The sequence below is a fragment of the Frisingicoccus sp. genome, from assembly GCA_016298055.1.
In the GTDB taxonomy this organism is placed as follows: Bacteria; Bacillota; Clostridia; order Lachnospirales; family Lachnospiraceae; genus Frisingicoccus.
This window is the reverse complement of the sequence record JAEDDO010000010.1, coordinates 1-20702: the sequence shown is the minus strand read 5'-3', so window position 1 is coordinate 20702 and position 20702 is coordinate 1. Positions and strand designations below refer to the sequence as shown.

Sequence of the window (20702 nt, the reverse complement as noted above, 5' to 3'; positions counted from 1 at the left end):
CATGGAAGATGGATTATCTGGTTGAAAAAGTCAATGAGTATATGCAGGAACATCATATGGCACAAGCAGGTGAGAAGATTGTTGTCGGGGTATCCGGCGGGGCAGATTCGCTTGGATTGCTTACGATACTGTCTGAACTTGCCGGGTATTTTCATTATGATTTGGTAGTTGTGCACGTGAACCATGGACTTCGTGGAAAAGCTGCGGACCAGGATCAGTCTTTTGTGGAAAAAACATGCAAGGACAAGTCTATACCATGTTACAGTTTTCATGTGGATCTGAAGCGTTTTGCACGTAAAGAAGGCATGTCCGAGGAAGAAGCCGGCCGCTATTATCGTTACCAATGTTTTGAGAAAGTACGCCGGGAAGTGGATGGGGAAAAGATTGCCGTTGCACATCAGAGAGAAGATGTGTGCGAGACGATACTGTTTAATATGTTCCGGGGAACGGGGATCAAGGGGCTTACCGGAATACCGCCTGTTCGGGATGTGATCATTCGTCCGCTGCTCTGTGTAAGCCGTGCCGAGATTGAGAATTATCTTCAGAGGAAAGGACTTTCCTGGCGAACAGATGAAACAAACCTGACGGATGCTTATACACGCAATAAGATACGGCATAATATTCTTCCTTATGTGGAAGAGCATATTAATCCGTCAGCGGGGCAGCATATACAGGAGATGGCAGGGCTTATGAGAGATATTTCCCTGTATCTGGACCGGCAGGCAGAGGCGGCTTTTGATCAGTGTGTTTCGGTTGGGAAAAATCTGGTGTGTGCCATACATGGCGAGAGCTTTAAAAAACTGGATGTGGTCATACAGCGGGAGGTACTGCGGCGTTCTATTGGTGTGGTTGCCGGGAAGTTAAAAGATGTGGACCGGGAACATGTGGAGATGATTCGAAAGCTTTTTGATAAACATGTTGGGCGGAGATGCCATCTTCCTTATCAGATACAGGCTGTCAGGACCTATGAAGGCATCACCATAAAAAAGGACACCATGAATGAGCAGCAGCTTGATCATGTGATCTGTATGGATGTGGAAGCGCCGGGGATTTATGGGATTCCGGGAACATCTGCGGAAGTGGAACTTTTGGTAAAAGAAAATTTTAAAAATGAAGAAATTCCTGTAAATCGGTATACGAAATGGTTTGATTATGATAAAATAGAAAATAGTCTCTCGATTCGGACCAGAGAAAATGGTGATTTTATTACTTTGGATGGGCAGGGACATAAAAAGCTCCTTAAACGGTGGATGATCGACGAAAAGATTCCCCGTGAGGAGCGGGAACAGATACTTTTGCTGGCAGATGGACCTCATGTTTTATGGATCATGGGACATCGGATCAGCGATAATTATAAGGTGACAGCAGCAACAAAAAGAGTGCTTGTTGCCAGGATAAAAGGAGAAAAGAGCGATGGAAGACAATATCAAAGTGTTATTGCCGGAGGAAGAAGTGGATGCCCGGATACGCGAACTGGGTGAGCAGATCAGCAGAGATTATGCGGGAAAAGAGGTACATCTTATCTGTGTGCTGAAAGGCGGAGTATTTTTTATGTGTGAACTTGCGAAACGTATTTCAGTTCCTGTGTCTATGGACTTTCTTTCGGTATCAAGTTATGGAAACGGAACAGCGTCATCAGGTGCAGTAAGAATCATTAAAGACCTGGATGAACCTCTGGAAGGAAAGAATGTACTGATTGTCGAGGATATTATCGATTCAGGAAACACACTTCATTATCTGGTGGAGATTTTATATAAGAGACAGCCAAAAGATATTCGTATCTGTACCCTTCTGGACAAGCCGGATCGCCGTGTGGCAGATGTTCATGTGGATTACACCGGTTTTACAATTCCGGATGAATTTGTAGTGGGCTATGGATTGGATTATGCTCAGAAATATCGTAATCTGCCATTTATCGGTGCTGTCGTACTTGATGAATAGGAGGATGTCCGTTGGAGCGAAGAAAAGGTATTGGTTTCTGGGTTGGCATTCTGCTGTGTCTTGTGGTTGCGGTCATTTTATCGGACGGACTGCTGCTTGAGCGGGCAGGAGGCTATACCTATCCTGAGTTTATTCAGGATATTAATGAAAAGTCGAAGGATATAGAACGGGTTGTGATCATCCCGAACAGCGAGGTGCCTACAGGTGCTGTTGAAGTGGAATGGAAGGATGGCTCTAAAGAACGCTGTTATGTATCTGATATTAACGAAGTAAGAGATATGCTTGTTGACCAGAATATGATGAACTGGATGGTCACAGATGCCCAGAGAGAGTCGTGGCTGGATAAGAATGGCGGCGAACTGGTGTTAGCAGCTGTTATTTTCGTTGTATTTCTTGTGTTTGTCAACAGTCAGCAGAGTGGAGCAAACTCTAAGATGGCGAATTTCGGCAAGAGCCGTGCAAGAATGTCGGATCCGTCTTCAAAAGCAACTACTTTTAAACAGGTGGCCGGACTTGAGGAGGAGAAGGAAGAACTTCAGGAAGTTGTTGATTTTCTGAAGAATCCGGGACGCTATACGGATCTTGGCGCCCGTATTCCTAAAGGTGTCATTCTTGTAGGACCTCCGGGAACCGGAAAAACATTGCTTGCCAAGGCGGTTGCAGGAGAGGCGGGAGTGCCGTTTTTCAGTATTTCCGGATCCGATTTTGTGGAGATGTTTGTCGGTGTCGGCGCATCCCGAGTACGAGATCTGTTTGAAGATGCCAAAAAGCATGCACCTTGTATTGTGTTTATTGATGAGATTGATGCGGTTGCAAGACGCAGAGGTACCGGTATGGGCGGCGGACATGATGAGAGAGAGCAGACACTGAATCAGCTTCTTGTTGAGATGGATGGTTTTGGTGTGAATCAGGGTATCATCGTAATGGCCGCAACCAATCGTGTAGATATTTTGGATCCCGCAATTCTCAGACCGGGACGTTTTGACCGTAAGGTTGGTATCGGACGTCCGGATGTCAAAGGAAGAAGAGAGATTCTGGATGTTCATACAAAGGGAAAACCTTTGGGAGATGATGTGGATTTGGATCAGATCGCTCAGACAACAGCCGGATTTACGGGAGCAGATCTGGAGAATCTGATGAATGAAGCAGCCATCATGGCGGCGAAGGAGCGCCGTGCTTATATTATTCAGTCCGATATCCAGAGAGCGTTTGTCAAGGTTGGAATCGGTGCTGAAAAACGCAGTCGTGTTATTTCGGATAAAGAAAAACGCATTACGGCATATCATGAATCGGGACATGCGATTTTATTCCATCTCCTTCCGGATGTGGGACCGGTATATTCCGTGTCGATTATTCCTACAGGTGTGGGTGCGGCTGGCTATACGATGCCGCTGCCTGAAAAGGATGAGATGTTTTATACGAAAGGACGTATGCTTCAGGATATCACGGTTGCTCTCGGCGGACGCGTGGCAGAGGAGCTTATTTTTGATGATATTACGACAGGTGCGTCACAGGATATTAAATCGGCTACACGGACAGCCCGGGCGATGGTGACTCAGTATGGTATGTCTGATGCAGTAGGTTTAATCAATTACGATGGTGATGGTGATGAAGTGTTTATCGGAAGAGATTTAGCGCATACCAAATCCTACGGCGAGAATATTGCATCCATCATCGATCAGGAAGTGAAACGTATTGTTGACGAGTGCCATATGCAGGCCCGCCAGATCATCACGGATAATCGGGATGTGCTGGAGCGGTGTGCGAATCTGCTTCTTGAAAAAGAGAAGATTGGCAGAGAAGAGTTCGAAGCATTGTTCGACAATTAATTATAGAGAAAGGCGAATTATACAAAATAATTCGCTTTTTTTCTTTTTGATAATGATAAAATGACGAGTGCTGTCGATTCCCTCTTGCATTTTGCATAAAAAAGAAATTAAAAAAAAATCATGTTTGTTCACATTTATTTTGGTACAGGTACTATAATAAACAGCGTAAACCCCCCCAATACATTATATAGTTTTTTGTTACACCCCATAAGAAACAAAAAATACCTTCTCCGAAAAAGGACAGCAGATCGGATGGCTGTCCTTTTTTCATTGTATAAGGGTATAATTTCGCTTGTCTTTATATAGGATTTTAATTATAATGATAACAGGGTCAAATTTTTTTGACTCTGATATCATTTAAAAAATATGTTAACGAACGGGGAAGGCGCCATGGAATTTGTGTTGAATCAAATGGAATGCAGTCAGGCAGAAAAAAGATGTTTATATTTAAAAAACTTGAAACCGGTTGTATTAAAAGACGCCTTATTTGCAGATGGAACAAAGGATTATGTTCAGATCACTGATGACGAGGTGCGATTATATTTTCGTACAGGTAAGAATAATGTAGATAGGGTATATTTGTGGCTTAATGGTGAGAAACTGTTAATGTCCAAGACGGAAACCGTTGGTCTTTTCGATTATTACAGAAAAGATATTGATCGTCCTGAGAAAAACTGTACATATTATTTTGAAATCATATCGGGAAAGATACATTTGTATTATAATAAGCAGGGAGTGCAGATTTATCGTCAGGAGAATTATGATTTTAAACTGATGCCTGGTTTTAAGACACCGGATTGGGCAAAGGGAGCAGTTTTCTACCAGATTTTTGTTGACCGTTTTTATAACGGGGATCCGGAAAATGATGTGGAAGACAGAGAATATATTTATATTCATCAGTTTTCGAAAAAGATCGACCAGTGGGATTCTCTGCCGGAAGCGAATGATGTCTGTCGGTTTTATGGAGGCGACCTTCAGGGCGTGTTGGATAAACTGGATTATCTTCAGGACCTGGGTGTAGAAGTTATCTATATGAATCCTGTATTTGTGTCACCTTCAAATCATAAATATGACATACAGGATTATGATTATATTGATCCGCATTATGGAAAGATCGTATGTGATACAGGGGAGTGCCTTTCTGAAAAGGATACGACGAATGGAAACGCGACAAAGTATATTCAGAGAGTGACGGATAAAAGGAATCTCGAAGCCGGCAACGCGTTGTTTGCCAGACTGACCGAAGAGATACACAAGCGAGGCATGCGAATTGTTCTCGATGGTGTATTTAATCATTGCGGGTCTTTTAATAAATGGATGGATCGCGAGCATATTTATGATAAGAATCCGGATTATGCGAAAGGTGCTTATGTGAGTCAGGATAGTCCGTATAGAAATTTCTTTAAATTTTATGGCTCAAACTGGCCGGACAATTCGGAATATGACGGATGGTGGGGACATTATACCCTTCCAAAATTGAATTATGAGGGTTCAAAAGAACTCTATGAATATATACTCGGTGTCGCAGAAAAATGGCTGAAACCACCATATAATATTGATGGATGGCGTTTGGATGTGGCGGCAGATCTCGGCTTGTCTCCGGAATTTAATCACAATTTCTGGAAAGAGTTTCGTAAAAGGGTCAAAAACATCAATCCGGATGCATTGATCCTGGCCGAACATTATGGTGATCCTTCACCTTGGCTGCAGGGAGACGAGTGGGATACGGTCATGAATTATGATGCATTTATGGAACCGGTCACATGGATGCTGACGGGAATGGAAAAACACAGCGATGAATATCGCCAGGATCTTTACGGAAATGCGGATGCCTTTAAAAATGCAATGATCTATCATATGAATGCGTTTGAGGGAGAGTCCTTGTATGTGGCGATGAATGAGCTGTCAAATCATGATCATTCCAGATTTTTGACCCGAACGAATCATCGTGTGGGTCGTTTGGCAAGTGTAGGATCGGAAGCCGCTTCAGAAAATCTTAATTATGGTATTTTCAGGGAAGCTGTATTGATGCAGATGACATGGCCGGGAGCTCCGACATTATATTACGGTGACGAAGCGGGTGTCTGTGGATGGACAGATCCGGATAATCGGCGTACCTACCCGTGGGGGTCAGAGAATAAGAGTTTAGTTCAGTTTCATAGAGATATGATTCATATCCACAAAAAATACGAAGTGCTTAAAACGGGATCTTATCTGTATTTAGGCGGAGGACATCAGTGGCTGTCTTATGGCCGTTTTAATAGACAGGAGCAGATGGTCATTGTTATCAATAATGCTTCAGAGGTTCAAACATTAAATATTCCTGTGTGGAATCTGGGAATCAGCGGCGATGAAGAATTAGTCAGTGTGGTGACAACGGAGGAATCCGGACACTATAAACTGGAAAATACATGGAAGGTTGAGCGGGGATGTATAAACATTTCTATGAAACCATACAGTGGAATTCTTTTAAAAGCGAAAAAGTAAAAAATTGATTTCGGAAGTAAAAAACACTTGCATTTTTGTGTGAAGTATGATAAATTGTATTACTGTTAGGACAGTTGTGGATGGATTCCCGAGTGGCCAAAGGGGGCAGACTGTAAATCTGTTGTCGACGACTTCGAAGGTTCGAATCCTTCTCCATCCATTCAGCCGGCGTGGCGGAACTGGCAGACGCACAGGACTTAAAATCCTGCGATCCTAACCGATCGTACCGGTTCGATTCCGGTCGCCGGCATTATTTTTTTAGAGAGAAACATTGAGCAATCAGTGTTTCTCTTATTTTTTTTGCGTTGAGCACCAAAGAATAAATTTTTAGTGGGGAATATTGAAAACAGATTTTTCATATGGTATAATGCCCTTAGACAAAAGTTAAGAATAGTCCGTAAGGACAACAAAAACCCCGGTAGTTGCAGCTGCCGGGTTTTTCTATTCCATTTCTTCAGGGTGGCATTTATATGCAAATTCAGCATTTTATGCATGAAAAGTCTCCTTATGGTTAAAAATACCTAATAAATTAAGGAGGCGTATTATGAAAGATAAAGTATTTGGTGTATTACAGCGTGTCGGAAGATCTTTTATGCTTCCGATTGCGCTTCTTCCGGTTGCCGGACTTTTGCTTGGCGTTGGCGGTTCTTTTACAAATGAGACGATGCTTAATGCCTACGGCCTGATGGGAATAATGGGGCCGGGAACATTTTTGTATGCTTTGTTTACAGTTATGAAAGATGCCGGAGATATCGTATTTGCTAATCTACCGATCTTGTTTGCGATGGGTGTGGCCATAGGTATGGCAAGAAGGGAGAAGGAAGTTGCAGCATTGTCGGCGGCGGTTGCCTTTCTGATTATGCATGCCTCTATCGGGGCAATGATTGAAATTAATGGAGGTACCGAGAATCTTCTGGCGGGCGGAGCCGTTCAGGTGACAGGCATCACATCTCTTCAAATGGGAGTATTTGGAGGAATTATTGTAGGTCTCGGTGTTGCTGCTCTGCACAACCGGTTTTATCAGATTGAACTTCCACAGGTTTTGTCTTTCTTTGGAGGGACACGTTTTATTCCGATTATTTCGGCTTTAGTCTATACCTTTGTCGGAATTCTTATGTTTTATGTTTGGCCGCCGATACAGAGCATCATCTACAGCATTGGTAATATTGTGTTGAATTCGGGCTATATGGGAACGTGGATTTATGGTACAATGGAAAGAGCCTTGATTCCTTTTGGCCTGCATCATGTATTTTATCTGCCTTTCTGGCAGACCGGTGTGGGAGGTGCGATGGAAGTCGGCGGCAAAATGATTGAAGGGGCGCAGAATATTTTCTTTGCCCAGCTTGCGGATCCTTCTGTGGAACAATTTTCTGTATCAGCAACCCGGTTTATGGCTGGAAAATTTCCTCTGATGATCTTTGGTCTTCCGGGGGCGGCACTTGCTATGTATCGGACGGCCAAAAAGGAAAAAAAGGAAGCTGTTCAGGGACTTTTGCTTTCTGCTGCACTGACATCTATGATCACAGGCATCACAGAGCCTTTGGAATTTACATTTCTTTTTGTAGCGCCATTGCTTTATGTGATTCATTGTGTATTTGCAGGACTGGCTTATGCACTCATGCACATTTTTAATGTAGGTGTAGGAATGACTTTTTCAGGCGGTCTTATTGATCTTTTCCTGTTTGGTATCATGCAGGGGAATGCAAAGACGAACTGGATATGGACAGTTATTGTGGGCATCGGATATTTTGTTGTTTATTATTTTGTATTTTCTTCTTTAATCCGGCGTTTGGATTTGAAGACACCGGGACGAGAAGATTCAGAAGAGGTAAAACTTTATCATAGGGAAGATATGGAAACGAAGAAAAATGGTCAGACCCAAACAGACTCCGTTGATCATGGTGTTTCTGAAAAGATCTGTGAGGGACTGGGAGGAAAAGAAAATATTGTAGATGTAGATTGCTGTGCGACCCGGCTTCGATGTACAGTTGCCCAGGCGGACAAAGTCAATAAAGATTTGCTGAGAGCAACCGGGGCTTCCGGTGTTATTCAAAAGGGTGATGGTGTGCAGGTTGTTTATGGGCCCCGTGTTACGGTAATCAAATCTCAGTTGGAGGATTATCTGGCAGGCAGTGTGGAGAATAAGGAAAGGCGTATGGTTATTTCCAGTCCTTATACCGGTAATGTAGTACCTCTTGAAGATACCCCGGATGAGGCCTTTGCCAGTGGCGCACTTGGAAAAGGTGCCAGTGTAGAGCTGACCGGTGCAGATATTGCAGCACCGGAGGACGGAACGGTTCTTTTTGTGTTCAATACAAAACATGCTATTGGTTTTCGTACAAAGGATGGACTGGGAATGTTGTTCCATGTAGGTATTGACACTGTAAAACTTGGGGGACAGGGATTTGAGGTTTTTGTAAAAGACGGAGACGAAGTAAAAAAGGGTGATCTTCTCATGAGAGTGGATCTGGAATATCTGAGAGCAAATGCTCCTTCGCTTGTATCGCCGATTTTATGTACAGAATTGGATGAAGATATAGAAACGGAGCTTCTATGCAGAGGAACCGTTCATGCGGGTGAAGATTTGTTTGCTCTGAAATAGGAAAAAAATTTAAAATAAGGGTTGACATATGTGAAAATAAATGATAATATATCATCGTTGCTGTTGCAGTAACAAACACGGTTAGCCCAGATAGCTCAGTCGGTAGAGCAGAGGACTGAAAATCCTCGTGTCACTGGTTCGATTCCGGTTCTGGGCACGCGGGTGTAGTTCAATGGTAGAACACCAGCCTTCCAAGCTGGATACGTGGGTTCGATTCCCATCACCCGCTTTACAATTGAATATTGTAAGATATATGCGCGAGTGGCTCAGTGGTGGAGTATCGCCTTGCCAAGGCGAGGGTCGCGGGTTCGAATCCCGTCTCGCGCTTTTTTCTTTTTCAAAAGCAGATGAAGTCGATTCATCTGCTTTTTTTGATCCCTTTTAGTTTAACACGTGAATCTGTTGCAGTAAGAAAGTTATTTTCATATACATGTTTCTATTAAAACTTTTTTTAAAAAGTTTAAAAAAGTTTTAGAAATAGGTGGACATTGGGGGCGAAGAATGTTATAATAACACCATGGTCGAACTGGTTCTACCAGTAATACCGTAGAACCATAAAAAATAAAAACCAAAGAAAGGGAGAGGGTTATGTTATTACAAGTTATTCTCGCAGTTATACCTATTGCGTGGCTGATCATCTCTATGACAGCATTTAAGATGTCCGGTTTCAATGCCTGCGGCATCGGTCTTATTATTACAGCGATTGAATGTATTGCTGTGTACAAGATGGGCGTTCTTGAGGTTGCCACAGGTGCATTAGAAGGTGCTCTGGCAGCTATCTGGCCAATCGGTATTATTATGTTTGGTGCTATGTTCGTATACAATCTGAGTTTACGTACGGGTGCTATGGATGTCATTAAAAATATGTTGGCATCCGTATCCAATGATAAACGTGTTGCTGCACTTATTCTTGGATGGTGTTTTGGTAACTTCATGGAAGGTATCGCAGGTTTCGGTACAGCGGTTGCTATTCCAGCAGCTATGATGGTAGGTCTTGGATTTGACCCTATTGCTTCAGCTGTTATCTGTTTGATTGGTAATGCAGCATCTCCTGCATTCGGTGCTATTGGTACACCTACAATCAGTGCTTACAATACAGCTGGTTTTGAGGCTATGGGAATTGATATGATTTCCTTATCTGCACCAACATCTTTATTACTTGCTGGATTATGTATTCTGTCTCCATTCGTAATTGTTTGGTTAGTAGGCGGATCACCAAAGGCACTTAAGGGTGTTATGCCAATTACTATTGTATCTGTAATTTCGTTCTATGTACCATTTTATGCAATTTCCGCATTTGTAGGTCCTGAACTTTCCGTTACAATCGGTGCTATTATTTCTCTGGTAGCAGTTGTTATTATGGGACGTAAGACAAGCGGTGAGATTCCTGAAGAATATCTTCTGGAGAAGAAAGATGCAGTTTCTGAAAAAGCAGCAAAACCTCAGATGAGCGTTGTTAAAGCATGGATTCCTTATGTTCTGATCGTTATTTTCATCCTTGGATCTTCCAAACTGGTTCCACCGATCAATCAGGCATTAGGTTCAATTAAATCAACAGTTACTATTTATGCCGGAGAAAATGCCGGAAAATTATCCTTCTCATGGATTAATACACCTGGTGTATGGATGTTCCTTGCAGGTATTATCGGTGCACTGATTCAGGGAGCAAGTGTTGGTGACCTTGGTCAGGAATTTGTGGCTACAATTAAGAAATACTGGAAAGCAGTAGCAACTGTAGTATTTATCGTAGCTATCGCTAAATTAATGGGCTATGCAGGCATGGTTATCGCATTGGCAAACGGTCTTGTAGCTCTTACAGGAAGTTTCTATCCATTTATCGCTCCGATTATCGGCGGTATCGGATGCTTCGTTACAGGTAGTGCAACATCCGCCTGTGTTATGTTTGCAAAACTGCAGACAGAAATTGCTGGTCAGCTGAATATTGATCCTACATGGCTGGTAGCTGCAAACTCCGCAGGTGCAACAGCCGGTAAGATGATTTCTCCTCAGAGTATTGCGATGGCGGCAGCAGCTATTTCTGTTGCAGGTTCTGACGGCAAGATTATGAGTGCAACATTGAAATGGTGTGTACTTTACCTTATTATTCTTTGTGTTTGCTGTTACGTAGGTGTCCTTTTATAAAATAATTGGGGTATAAACGCGAAGGACATTTGAAAAGCATACATGTTGGAAATGGCATCAGTGTGAAGTCATGCTGGTGCCATTTCAGTTGAAAATCTGTATTAAAAACGGTATAATATATTGGGAGGAGGTTTCAACTGATAAGTATTGGGGGGAGAACGGATGGATTATCTGTACACGGATATATATAAAAAGCTGGAACAGCGGATTAAGGGTATGTCTGAAGGCGACAAACTTCCATCAGAGCGTGTGATGGTTCAGGAGTATGGTGTCAGCCGGAATGTACTTCGTGAGGCTCTTGTCTTATTAAGTGACAGAGGTATGATAGAAATTCGTCCTGGAAAGGGTTCTTATGTAACTGATAAAAAGAATATGCGTCTGGCAAAGCATTTTGAAAGTATTTTGGACGAAGACAGATTGAGTCAGATGCAGGTCCTTGAAGTCAGAGAGATTCTTGAGATGGCGATTTTTGAAAAAGCGGCATTGAATGCGGATCAGGATGACATTGAGGCTATGGAAAATATTTATGAACAGATGGAAAAAAATCAGAATGAAAACATGGGCTATGGTAATCTGGATTTAAAATTTCATATGCAGATCGCCAAAGCGACACACAATGATATTTTTCCTATTTTGGTGCACACATTGTATGAGTGCAGTGGACAGAGGATGATGCTGATGGAGGATTTATTTCCTGAATCGATGAAATCCATCCACAGGGATCATTATGGAATTCTCGATGCAATTAAACGTCGGGATGTAAAAGCAGTAAGAAGAATTGGAAAGAGACATTTTGATTTGGATCGTTATATGCTTCTATCTATGAATGAGATTGAAGAAAAGACGAAATAGAAGTGAAAATAAAGGTGTTTTCAGAGGAAAGTCGGAACATAGACCTCCGTTTCAGATTTTCTGATGAAAGCACCTTTTTTATGATATAATGCATTTTATAAAAGGAGATGATTTTTATGGGAATGAATCAGACACCGGCATCGGAACGGATACATATAGGCTTTTTTGGAAAAAGAAATGCGGGAAAATCCAGCGTGGTGAATAAAGTGACGGGCCAGACACTGGCCATTGTATCTCCGGTGAAAGGAACGACAACTGACCCGGTTTACAAGACGATGGAACTGCTTCCGATGGGACCGGTGATGATCATTGACACACCGGGAATCGATGATGAAGGCCGTCTGGGTGAACTCAGGGTGAAAAAGACCTATCAGGTTTTGAATAAAACCGATGTGGCGGTGCTTGTTGTTGACGGAACGGTGGGTATTACGAATGTTGATCAAGAGATGATTCGCATGTTTAAGGAAAAGGATATTCCATATATTGTTGTATTCAATAAAAAAGATCTTTGCGAACAATGTTCGAATATGGAAGGAGTGCTGTCGATCTGGGTCAGTGCAGAAAAGGGGGATGGCATTCATGAACTTAAAGAAAAAATCGCGGCATTATCCAGACAGGAAGAATCTGAAAAAAGAATTGTCGGAGATATGATCTTGCCGGGAGATTTTGTTGTTCTTGTAGTGCCTGTGGATTCGGCAGCTCCGAAAGGACGTTTGATCCTGCCTCAGCAGCAGACGATTCGTGACATTCTGGATGCAGGCGGAATTACGGTGGTTGTCAAAGACAGTGAATTGAAAGATGCTCTGGACGGATTGGGAAGAAAGCCGAAAATGGTCATCACAGACAGTCAGGCCTTTGATAAGGTGTCGAAAATCACACCGGAGGATATCATGTTAACATCCTTTTCGATTTTATTTGCCCGTTATAAGGGGAGTTTGGAATCAACAGTCAAAGGGGCAGCCGGATTAAACAAACTGAAAGACGGAGATAAGGTGCTTATATCTGAAGGCTGTACACATCACAGACAGTGTGAGGATATAGGAACGGTTAAGATCCCAAGATGGATTGAACAGTATACAGGAAAAAAACTGGTTTACGAGTGGTCGTCCGGAACCGAATTTCCGGAGGATCTTTCGGATTACAGTCTGGTTGTTCATTGCGGCGGCTGTATGCTGAATGAGCGGGAGATGAAATATCGTCAGAAACAGGCTGGAAGGCAGGGAATACCAATGACTAATTATGGTATTTTAATTGCCTGCACACAGGGGATACTGAAACGCAGTCTCATGCCATTCCCGGAAATTCTTCGGTTTTTATCAGAATAAAAAGGTTTTTCTGTATTTCAAAAAAACTCTGTGATATAATAAGAACGCTCAAAAAGGGCAGTTATATTAATTGAATAGAAGAATTTTGGAGGGTTAGATGGAAAAGATAAAGATATTTACAGATTCTGCAAGTGATATTACATTTGAAGCAGAAAAAGAACTGGATATTGCCATGATGAATTTTAATATTGCGATGGGGGATGCTTCTTACACAAGCAGAATCGACTTTGACAATGATCAGTTTTATAAACTGATGGCAGAATATGACGGAATACCTCTGACATCCCAGATTACAGCTTATGAGTTCCAGGAAATGTATGAAAAATACTATAAAGAAGGCTATACGGATTTGATCGGTATTCTGATTAACAGCGAAGGTTCTGCCACTTACGGCAATTCTCTGATGGCCTATAATATGTTTATCGAGGAACATCCGGAAGCGAAGGACAAGTTCAGGGTCCACAGTATTGATGCCAGAAGCTATACAGGTGCTTATGGTTATGCAGTCGTTGAAGCCGGCAAAATGGTAAAAGAAGGGAAAAGTGCAGAGGAGATCGTAGCATTCGCTAAAGAGTGGATTGAACACTGCGTTGTATATTTTGTTCCGTATACATTGAAATATGCTGCAAAAAGCGGAAGAATCCCGAGCGCAGCAGCTTTTGTGGGTGATAAGTTGGGGATTAAGCCGGCAATGCGCATTTACGATCATGTGATTTCCACAGCTTTTTCTATAAGAGGTGAGAAAAGAGTTGTGAAAAAAATCGCAGAGAAGACGGTTTCAGAGATGAAAAAAGGCACTCCCTACCTGATTGTCTATGGGGATGATGCCCACTTGAGAGACCAGATGAAGGAGGCTATGACGGTACTTACAGGCTATGAACCAGCAGGTGCTTATCAGATCGGAGCAGCGATTGCAGCTAACGCAGGACCCACAGTTGTTGGTGTAATCTTCCAAGAAAATTAGAAAATAGTTCCAAATATTGATAAATTTATATAAATAAGGAAGTTTTTTTAAAAAAGGGTCCAATACCATGAATTGTGAGGTCCGCATTTCGTCAAAAAAAGTAAAATATGTGAAAAATGTGATTGATAAATGCTTGACGAAGCAGACTAAGCGTTATATAATTAGTGTACAAAGTATTCGTGCAGACAAGAGTGTCTGGACAGATTATCAATTAGAGAGCTTAAACAGGAGGTATAATTATGGTGGATTTTAAGCTGACCAACAAACAGTTATTGGCAAAGAAGCTTTTTGCAGAGTTTGCTGAGAAAGAAATTAAGCCTATCGCTGCAGAGATGGATGAGACAGAAGTATATAGTCTTGAATTACTTGAAAAATTAAAAAAAGTCGGATTATTAGGTATTCCATATGATAAAAAATATGGCGGAGCTGGTGCTGATGTTTTAACATATGCAGTTGCTATGGAAGAAGTTTCTAAAGTAGATGCCAGCACAGGTATCACTATGTCCGTACATACATCCCTTTGCTGCCCATGTATTAATGACTTCGGTACAGAAGAACAGAAAGAAAAATATTTAAGACCATTAGTAAACGGAACATGGTCCGGCTGCTTCAGCTTAACAGAGCCAGGTGCTGGTACAGATGCTTCCGGTGCTAAGACAATCGCTGAAAAAACAGAAGACGGAAAATACTACGTATTAAACGGACAGAAAGTATTCACAACAAACGGTGGATTCGCTGACGTATTTATTGTATTTGCATTAACAGATAAAACAAAAGGACCAAAAGGAATGTCCGCATTTATCGTTGAAAAAGGCACACCTGGTATGATCATTGGTGAAAACATCAAACGTATGGGTATCCGTGCTGCTTCCAACGTTGAAGTTGCTTTTGTTGATTGTAAAGTTCCAGCAGAAAACTTATTAGGAAAAGAAGGTAAAGGTTACGGAATCGCTATGGGTGCTCTTGCTGGCGGACGTATCGGTATCGCTGCTCAGGCAACAGGTATTGCTCAGGGTGCTTTAAACGAAGCTATCAAATATTCCAAAGAAAGAAAACAGTTCGGAAAACCTCTTTCTTCCTTCCAGCATACACAGTTCCAGTGTGTTGAAATGCAGACTAGAATCGATGCAGCTCGTCTCTTAACATGGAGAGCAGCTAAAGCTAAAGATGACCATGAAAACTACACACCATTATCCGCTATGGCTAAATTATACGCTTCTCAGGTTGCTGTTGAAGTTACACGTTTCGCAGTTCAGTTAATGGGTGGATACGGATACTCCAGAGAATATCCAGTAGAACGTATGTATAGAGATGCTAAGATTACTGAAATCTACGAAGGTACATCTGAAGCTATGAAGATGGTTGCCGGCGGCGCAGTAATGAATGCAGTTAAATAAGAAATAGGAGGAAGAAATCATGAAGATTGTTGTTTGTGCAAAACAGGTACCGGATACAACAGAAGTTAAATTAGATCCAAAAACTGGTACATTGATCCGTGATGGTGTACCAAGTATTATTAACCCAGATGATAAAGCAGGTATCGAAGCTGCTTTACAGTTAAAAGAAGCTGTTCCAGGAAGTACAGTTACTGTAGTTTCCATGGGACCTCCTCAGGCAGATGTTGCTTTAAGAGAAGCATTAGCTATGGGATGTGACGAAGCTATCCTCGTTTCTGACAGAGCATTTGGTGGAGCTGATACATGGGCTACATCTTCTACAATCGCTGCTGCATTAAAGAAAATTGACTTTGATGTAATCATCACAGGTCGTCAGGCTATCGATGGTGATACAGCTCAGGTTGGTCCTCAGATCGCAGAACACCTTGGACTTCCACAGGTAAGTTATGCAGAAAACGTTGAAGTTGATGGCGAATACCTCAAAGTTCAGCGTCAGTTCGAAGATCGTTACCACATCATCAAAGTTAAAATGCCTTGCGTTATCACAGCTTTAGCAGAACTTGCTGAGCCAAGATACATGACAGTTGGCGGTATCGTTGATGCTTATGATTCCAAAGAAGTTAAAGTTTGGGGTCTTGCAGATCTTAAAGATACAATTGATGAAGCTAACATCGGTCTTGCTGGATCTCCTACAAGAGTTAAACAGTCCTTCACAAAACAGCCTAAGGCTGCTGGTACAGTATTAAAAGACTTAACACCAGATGAAGCTGTTGATGCAATCGTTGCAAAACTGAAAGAGAAATACATTATCTAATCTAAGTCGGGAGGTTCAATGAAATGAGTAAAAACGTATATGTTATTGCCGAACAGAGAGACGGCAAAATTATGAAAGTAAGCTATGAATTAATTGGAAAAGCCAGAGAACTTGCCGATGATTTAGGACAGGAAGTTGTTGCAGTTCTTATGGGTTCCGGTGTAGAAGCTGTTGCTGGTGATTTAGCAAAAGCTGGTGCAGACAAGGTTGTTGTTGTTGACGATCCTATGCTTGCAGAATATGTTACAGAACCTTATACAAAAGCTGTTACAGCAGTTATCAAGGCTCAGGATCCTGAAATTGTTATCTTCGGTGCTTCCTCTATCGGTAGAGATTTAGCTCCACGTGTTTCTGCAAGAATTCACACAGGTTTAACAGCTGACTGTACAAAACTTGAAATCGACCCAGAAACAAAATTATTAAACATGACTCGTCCAGCATTTGGTGGTAACATCATGGCTACTATCATTTGTGCAAATCACAGACCACAGATGGCTACAGTACGTCCAGGCGTTATGCAGGCATTAGCAGATTGTGATAAAGTTGGAACAGTTGAAAAATTTGATGTAGAATTCACAGCAGAAGACATGAACGTTGAAATCTGTGAAGTTGTTAAGACAGAAAAGAAATCTGTTGATATTACAGAAGCTAAGATCCTTGTTTCCGGTGGACGTGGTCTTGGTGGCCCAGAAGGCTTCGAACCATTAAGAGAACTTGCTAAAGTTCTTGGCGGCGAAGTATCCTCCTCCAGAGCAGCAGTTGACGCTGGCTGGATCGACAGAGATCGTCAGGTTGGTCAGACAGGTAAAACTGTTCGTCCAGATCTCTACATTGCTTGTGGTATTTCCGGTGCTATTCAGCATGCAGCTGGTATGGAAGAATCCGAATTTATCGTTGCAATCAACAAAGAAGAATCTGCACCAATCTTCAACATCTGTGATTTAGGTATCGTTGGCGACCTTAACAAGATCGTTCCGAAGTTAACAGAAGCTTTAAAGAAAAACTAATTAATGCATCTAAAGGCACCCTTGAGAAAGGCACCAATTTCTCAAGGGGGCCTATTTGATGAATATCAAACAATTAATCCCTAAACTTATAATACAATACAATTACAGAAAAAAAGGCGGAATCTGCACGGTCCGTCTTTTTTTCTGTGGTAAATATTTATTTATTTATATCGTGTCAATTTTCTCTGATTGTTTTTTGAAATGCGTGACGGTGTCAGGACAAGCCAGCAAAGGATGCGAACGAGCATTATGCCAAAGAAGACACCGATACTGTCGATGCACACATCACGAACAGAGGGAGATCGGCCTGAAACAAAGGATTGATGATATTCATCTGTACATGCAAAGCCGACACATAGGGCTCCGGCAACAAGGAGAAGCGGAAACCCTCTGAGTCCATAGACATAAAGTGGAAGAGCAACGGTTATGGCAAGAATAAAGTATTCAGTTATGTGGGCTGCTTTGCGGACCGGTCCTTCAATTTTGGTGGCGTAGGCATCTTTCTGCCAGGGTTCCAGATCTTTATTTAGAAGCTGACTTCCTGCATCAACAATTTTGTAGCTGACGCGATAACTTAGACTGCCGGATTCGGTACCGTTCTGGGAAGAAAAAGAAAAAATCATAGCCATAACGGCAAGTGCCGGAAGAAAAGAAAGTGGTTTTAAAAAGAAAAATAGAATATTTTTAAACAATATATCACCTGACCTTAAAAAATTATGAGTTTATCATACGCTTATATAATAAAAAAATCAATCAATTTAGGATTAGATAGACGAGGAATGAGGACAACATGGAAAAGATAAAAAATGATGATTTGATGAGGGGAATGTGCTGGGGACTTTCAATTTTTTTTCTTGCCGCTGCCGTGGGGACGGCAGTATACGGTGGAGACTGGGAACAGGTGTATAAAGGCTTTGTGCGAATCATCGGTTCGCCAAGTGCGTTGATCACAGATTATTTTAAAGTGGGCGGATTAAGTGCGACCCTTTTTAATGCAGGGTTGTGTACCTTTGCGTGCTGCTGCATCGTGCGCATCTTAAAATGCCGGCTTTCTTCTTCCTTTTTTGCCAGTTATATATTGCTTCTTGCCCACTGTTTTTACGGGATGAATTTGTTGAATATATGGCCTTGTTTTATCGGAGTTGCTCTGTATTACCATCACATAAAGAAAAATATCAGAGATTATATACATATTGCGATTTTTTCTATGGCTTTTGCTCCGTTGATCAGTGAGCTCCTGTTTCGTTATCCTTTGGGTGACAAGTTTGTGGCAGGAGAGATTCAGATTACTGCCGCAGGTATTATTTTGGCTGGTGTATTTGGCCTTATGGCTGGTTTTGTGCTTCCGGGAATGCTTGAAGGGGCATCGCGGATGCATAAAGGATATAACCTGTATAACGGAGGACTGGCATTTGGCCTTGTAGGAGGCTTTATTTATGCTTTCCTATATAAAACTATGGGTCTTACATCAGAAGGCCCTGTAGAGCTTGTAAACCCGTTATATGACGGTACAGGAGATCAATATATAATCTTTTGGAATGTAATGTTCGGAATTATTCTGATCAGTACTTTTATTGCGGGATATATTCTGAATGGACGACAGCTGAAAAATTATGACAGGCTTTTGTCAGAAACGGGACATCGAACCAATTATGCACAGACTTACGGAATGCCTTTGTGTATGATTAATTTTGGCTTATACGGCCTTATGATTCTTTTGTATATGGATGCAGTCTTTTTGCTTACAGACGGTGTGGCTTTTACCGGGCCGACAGTAGGAGCGATGTTTGCCGCCTTGACTTTTGCGGTGATCGGTCAGCATCCAAAGAATACATGGTCCATTTTTGGCGGTTATGTTTTCCTGTATATCATCGTTGCGGTGGTCTGTGCCCTTCAGGGACGTCCGGTTCCGTGGACTTTATCCACACAGGGATATATTAACGGTGTGGCCTTTGCGACGGGACTGGCACCGATTGCGGGACGTTATGGATGGAAGGCAGGAATTGCGGCGGGAGCGGTCAGTGCGGCTTTGTGCACGTCTACGGGAGCTTTCCATGGTGGATTCATGATTTTTAACGGCGGATTCACGGCGGGAATTACGGCGCTTATTATGGTGTCCGTCCTTGAACATCATTATCCGCATATGGAAGTAAATATCTGATAAAGATAAAGCATCTGCTTTGTGGAGTATAGATTCACAAAGCAGATGCTTTTTACATGGTCATTTAATTATTTGATTTTTTGAATCAGTTCCTGAGCGAATTCTTTGGCATGCTGAACCTTCAGATCATCAATGAAGGTATGTTTATAACCCATATCACGTTCGGCGAGCATACCCTCGTAAATCAGGTTGGAGTGTTTGCAGTAACGACGAATACCCTCCTCAAAGAGATCAGCACCTTTTTCGAGCTGATAGCCGCAGGTGGATATAACAGCAACGTGTTTTCCGGCCCACAGGGACGGTCCTTTTTCTTCTCCATAGAACTTGTTCATACCATACATTAAACGGTCCATAACGGCCTTCATAGGCGGTGTACAGTACCATGAATAGATTGGCGTGGCGAAGATGATGACATCACTGTTGATTACAGAATCAAAGATTGGATAGACATCATCCTGATGCTGACATCCGAAAACATTCCAGTCCAGCTGACATACCCGGCAGGCTTTACATGAATGGATAGTTTTGTCATAAAGCCATATGAGTTCAACTTCGTTTCCTTGTGCTTTTAATTCTTCCATAAACGGTTCGGTAATAGAAATTGTATTACCGGTTTTTCTTGGGCTCCCCATTAAGATACAATATTTCATAGTACCCCTCCCTCTCCTGGATTGATAAGAATATTATAGCATATAAAAGGGGTAAAATGCCACAATATTCTGCTAAAATGAAGGTCGAATGCCAGGCGTACGTAATTTTCTGTTACATAGAATAAATTGTCTGAATTCGTTTGCTGCGGGTGACATATAACTGGTATTTTTCCATACAAGATATATCGGATGATAAAAGCTTAGATCCGTAATGGGAAGGACTTTTACGGGAGTCGTGTATAAACTTGGGTTTTCTACGACGAAACCGATACCAAGACCTTTAGATACCATGTAAGTGATCGTGTTAGGCTCATTGGCTGAAAAAATGGTTTTTAATCGAAAATCTGAATCGGTTTTTCGGGCAATAGCTGAGTGAATTGTTGAGGCAATACCGGTGCTGCTGTTATATCCGATAAATATTTCGTTCTTTATATCGTTGAAACAGACTTCCTCCTTTTCGGCTAAAGGATGATTTACAGGAACAGCAAGGTAGATTTCCTCACAGTAGAGAAGATCTCTTGCGATGGAAAC

Annotated in this window: 16 protein-coding genes and 5 tRNA genes; 18 read left to right on the top strand and 3 right to left on the bottom strand. The window is 42.0% G+C overall.

What is annotated here, in order from left to right:
• Positions 1-8 precede the first annotated feature (8 nt).
• From tilS to QZZ35_RS01870, 17 genes are all read left to right on the top strand, one after another.
• Positions 9-1481: a tRNA lysidine(34) synthetase TilS gene (gene tilS / locus QZZ35_RS01950; RefSeq protein WP_291235916.1), complete on the top strand. Its 1473-nt coding sequence runs from the start codon at positions 9-11 to the stop codon at positions 1479-1481.
• Positions 1414-1941, top strand: a complete 528-nt coding sequence (hpt, locus tag QZZ35_RS01945; RefSeq protein ID WP_291235112.1) for a hypoxanthine phosphoribosyltransferase — start codon at positions 1414-1416, stop codon at positions 1939-1941. The genes tilS and hpt overlap by 68 nt, the downstream gene beginning before the upstream one ends.
• Before the next feature lie 11 nt (positions 1942-1952).
• The gene (gene ftsH, locus QZZ35_RS01940; RefSeq protein ID WP_291235915.1) at positions 1953-3770 is read left to right on the top strand and encodes an ATP-dependent zinc metalloprotease FtsH; all 1818 of its coding nucleotides are present in this window, start codon (positions 1953-1955) and stop codon (positions 3768-3770) included.
• Between the two features lie 390 nt (positions 3771-4160).
• Positions 4161-6257, top strand: coding sequence for a glycoside hydrolase family 13 protein (locus tag QZZ35_RS01935; protein ID WP_291235914.1), 2097 nt, complete (start codon positions 4161-4163; stop codon positions 6255-6257).
• A gap of 78 nt (positions 6258-6335) precedes the next feature.
• Positions 6336-6417, top strand: a tRNA-Tyr gene (locus tag QZZ35_RS01930).
• A 4-nt stretch (positions 6418-6421) separates the two neighbouring features.
• Positions 6422-6507, top strand: a tRNA-Leu gene (locus QZZ35_RS01925).
• A gap of 294 nt (positions 6508-6801) precedes the next feature.
• Entirely contained in the window at positions 6802-8859 is a 2058-nt protein-coding gene (locus QZZ35_RS01920; protein WP_291235913.1) for a PTS transporter subunit IIABC, read from the top strand.
• An 84-nt stretch (positions 8860-8943) separates the two neighbouring features.
• Positions 8944-9016, top strand: a tRNA-Phe gene (locus QZZ35_RS01915).
• Position 9017: 1 nt separating this feature from the next.
• Positions 9018-9088 (top strand) — tRNA-Gly (locus QZZ35_RS01910).
• A 26-nt stretch (positions 9089-9114) separates the two neighbouring features.
• A tRNA-Gly gene (locus QZZ35_RS01905) sits at positions 9115-9186 on the top strand.
• A gap of 261 nt (positions 9187-9447) precedes the next feature.
• A complete protein-coding gene (locus tag QZZ35_RS01900) occupies positions 9448-11001 on the top strand; it encodes an L-lactate permease (RefSeq protein ID WP_291235912.1) in 1554 nt (517 codons plus the stop codon).
• Between the two features lie 162 nt (positions 11002-11163).
• On the top strand, positions 11164-11853 hold the full coding sequence (locus QZZ35_RS01895) for a FadR/GntR family transcriptional regulator (RefSeq protein WP_291235911.1): 690 nt from the start codon (positions 11164-11166) through the stop codon (positions 11851-11853).
• A gap of 116 nt (positions 11854-11969) precedes the next feature.
• Positions 11970-13178, top strand: coding sequence for a [FeFe] hydrogenase H-cluster maturation GTPase HydF (gene hydF, locus QZZ35_RS01890; protein WP_291235910.1), 1209 nt, complete (start codon positions 11970-11972; stop codon positions 13176-13178).
• 97 nt (positions 13179-13275) lie between these two features.
• On the top strand, positions 13276-14142 hold the full coding sequence (locus tag QZZ35_RS01885; RefSeq protein ID WP_291235909.1) for a DegV family protein: 867 nt from the start codon (positions 13276-13278) through the stop codon (positions 14140-14142).
• 239 nt (positions 14143-14381) lie between these two features.
• A complete protein-coding gene (locus QZZ35_RS01880) occupies positions 14382-15539 on the top strand; it encodes an acyl-CoA dehydrogenase family protein (protein WP_291235908.1) in 1158 nt (385 codons plus the stop codon).
• 19 nt (positions 15540-15558) lie between these two features.
• Positions 15559-16353 (top strand): electron transfer flavoprotein subunit beta/FixA family protein, encoded by a 795-nt coding sequence (locus tag QZZ35_RS01875; RefSeq protein ID WP_291235907.1) that lies wholly within the window; start codon positions 15559-15561, stop codon positions 16351-16353.
• A gap of 23 nt (positions 16354-16376) precedes the next feature.
• Entirely contained in the window at positions 16377-17360 is a 984-nt protein-coding gene (locus QZZ35_RS01870) for an electron transfer flavoprotein subunit alpha/FixB family protein (RefSeq protein WP_291235906.1), read from the top strand.
• Between the two features lie 161 nt (positions 17361-17521).
• On the opposite strand, the gene QZZ35_RS01865 is transcribed toward QZZ35_RS01870, so the two are convergent.
• Positions 17522-18052 (bottom strand): VanZ family protein, encoded by a 531-nt coding sequence (locus QZZ35_RS01865; protein WP_291235905.1) that lies wholly within the window; start codon positions 18050-18052, stop codon positions 17522-17524.
• A gap of 98 nt (positions 18053-18150) precedes the next feature.
• On the opposite strand from QZZ35_RS01865, the gene QZZ35_RS01860 reads away from it, so the two are divergent.
• On the top strand, positions 18151-19521 hold the full coding sequence (locus tag QZZ35_RS01860; RefSeq protein WP_291235904.1) for a DUF1576 domain-containing protein: 1371 nt from the start codon (positions 18151-18153) through the stop codon (positions 19519-19521).
• Positions 19522-19589: 68 nt separating this feature from the next.
• Here the strand turns inward: QZZ35_RS01860 and QZZ35_RS01855 are convergent, their stop codons facing one another.
• Both QZZ35_RS01855 and QZZ35_RS01850 read right to left on the bottom strand, forming a co-directional pair.
• Entirely contained in the window at positions 19590-20171 is a 582-nt protein-coding gene (locus QZZ35_RS01855; protein WP_291235903.1) for a flavodoxin family protein, read from the bottom strand.
• A 72-nt stretch (positions 20172-20243) separates the two neighbouring features.
• Positions 20244-20702 (bottom strand): LysR substrate-binding domain-containing protein (locus tag QZZ35_RS01850; protein ID WP_291235902.1); only part of this gene is annotated, 459 nt, incomplete at its 5' end.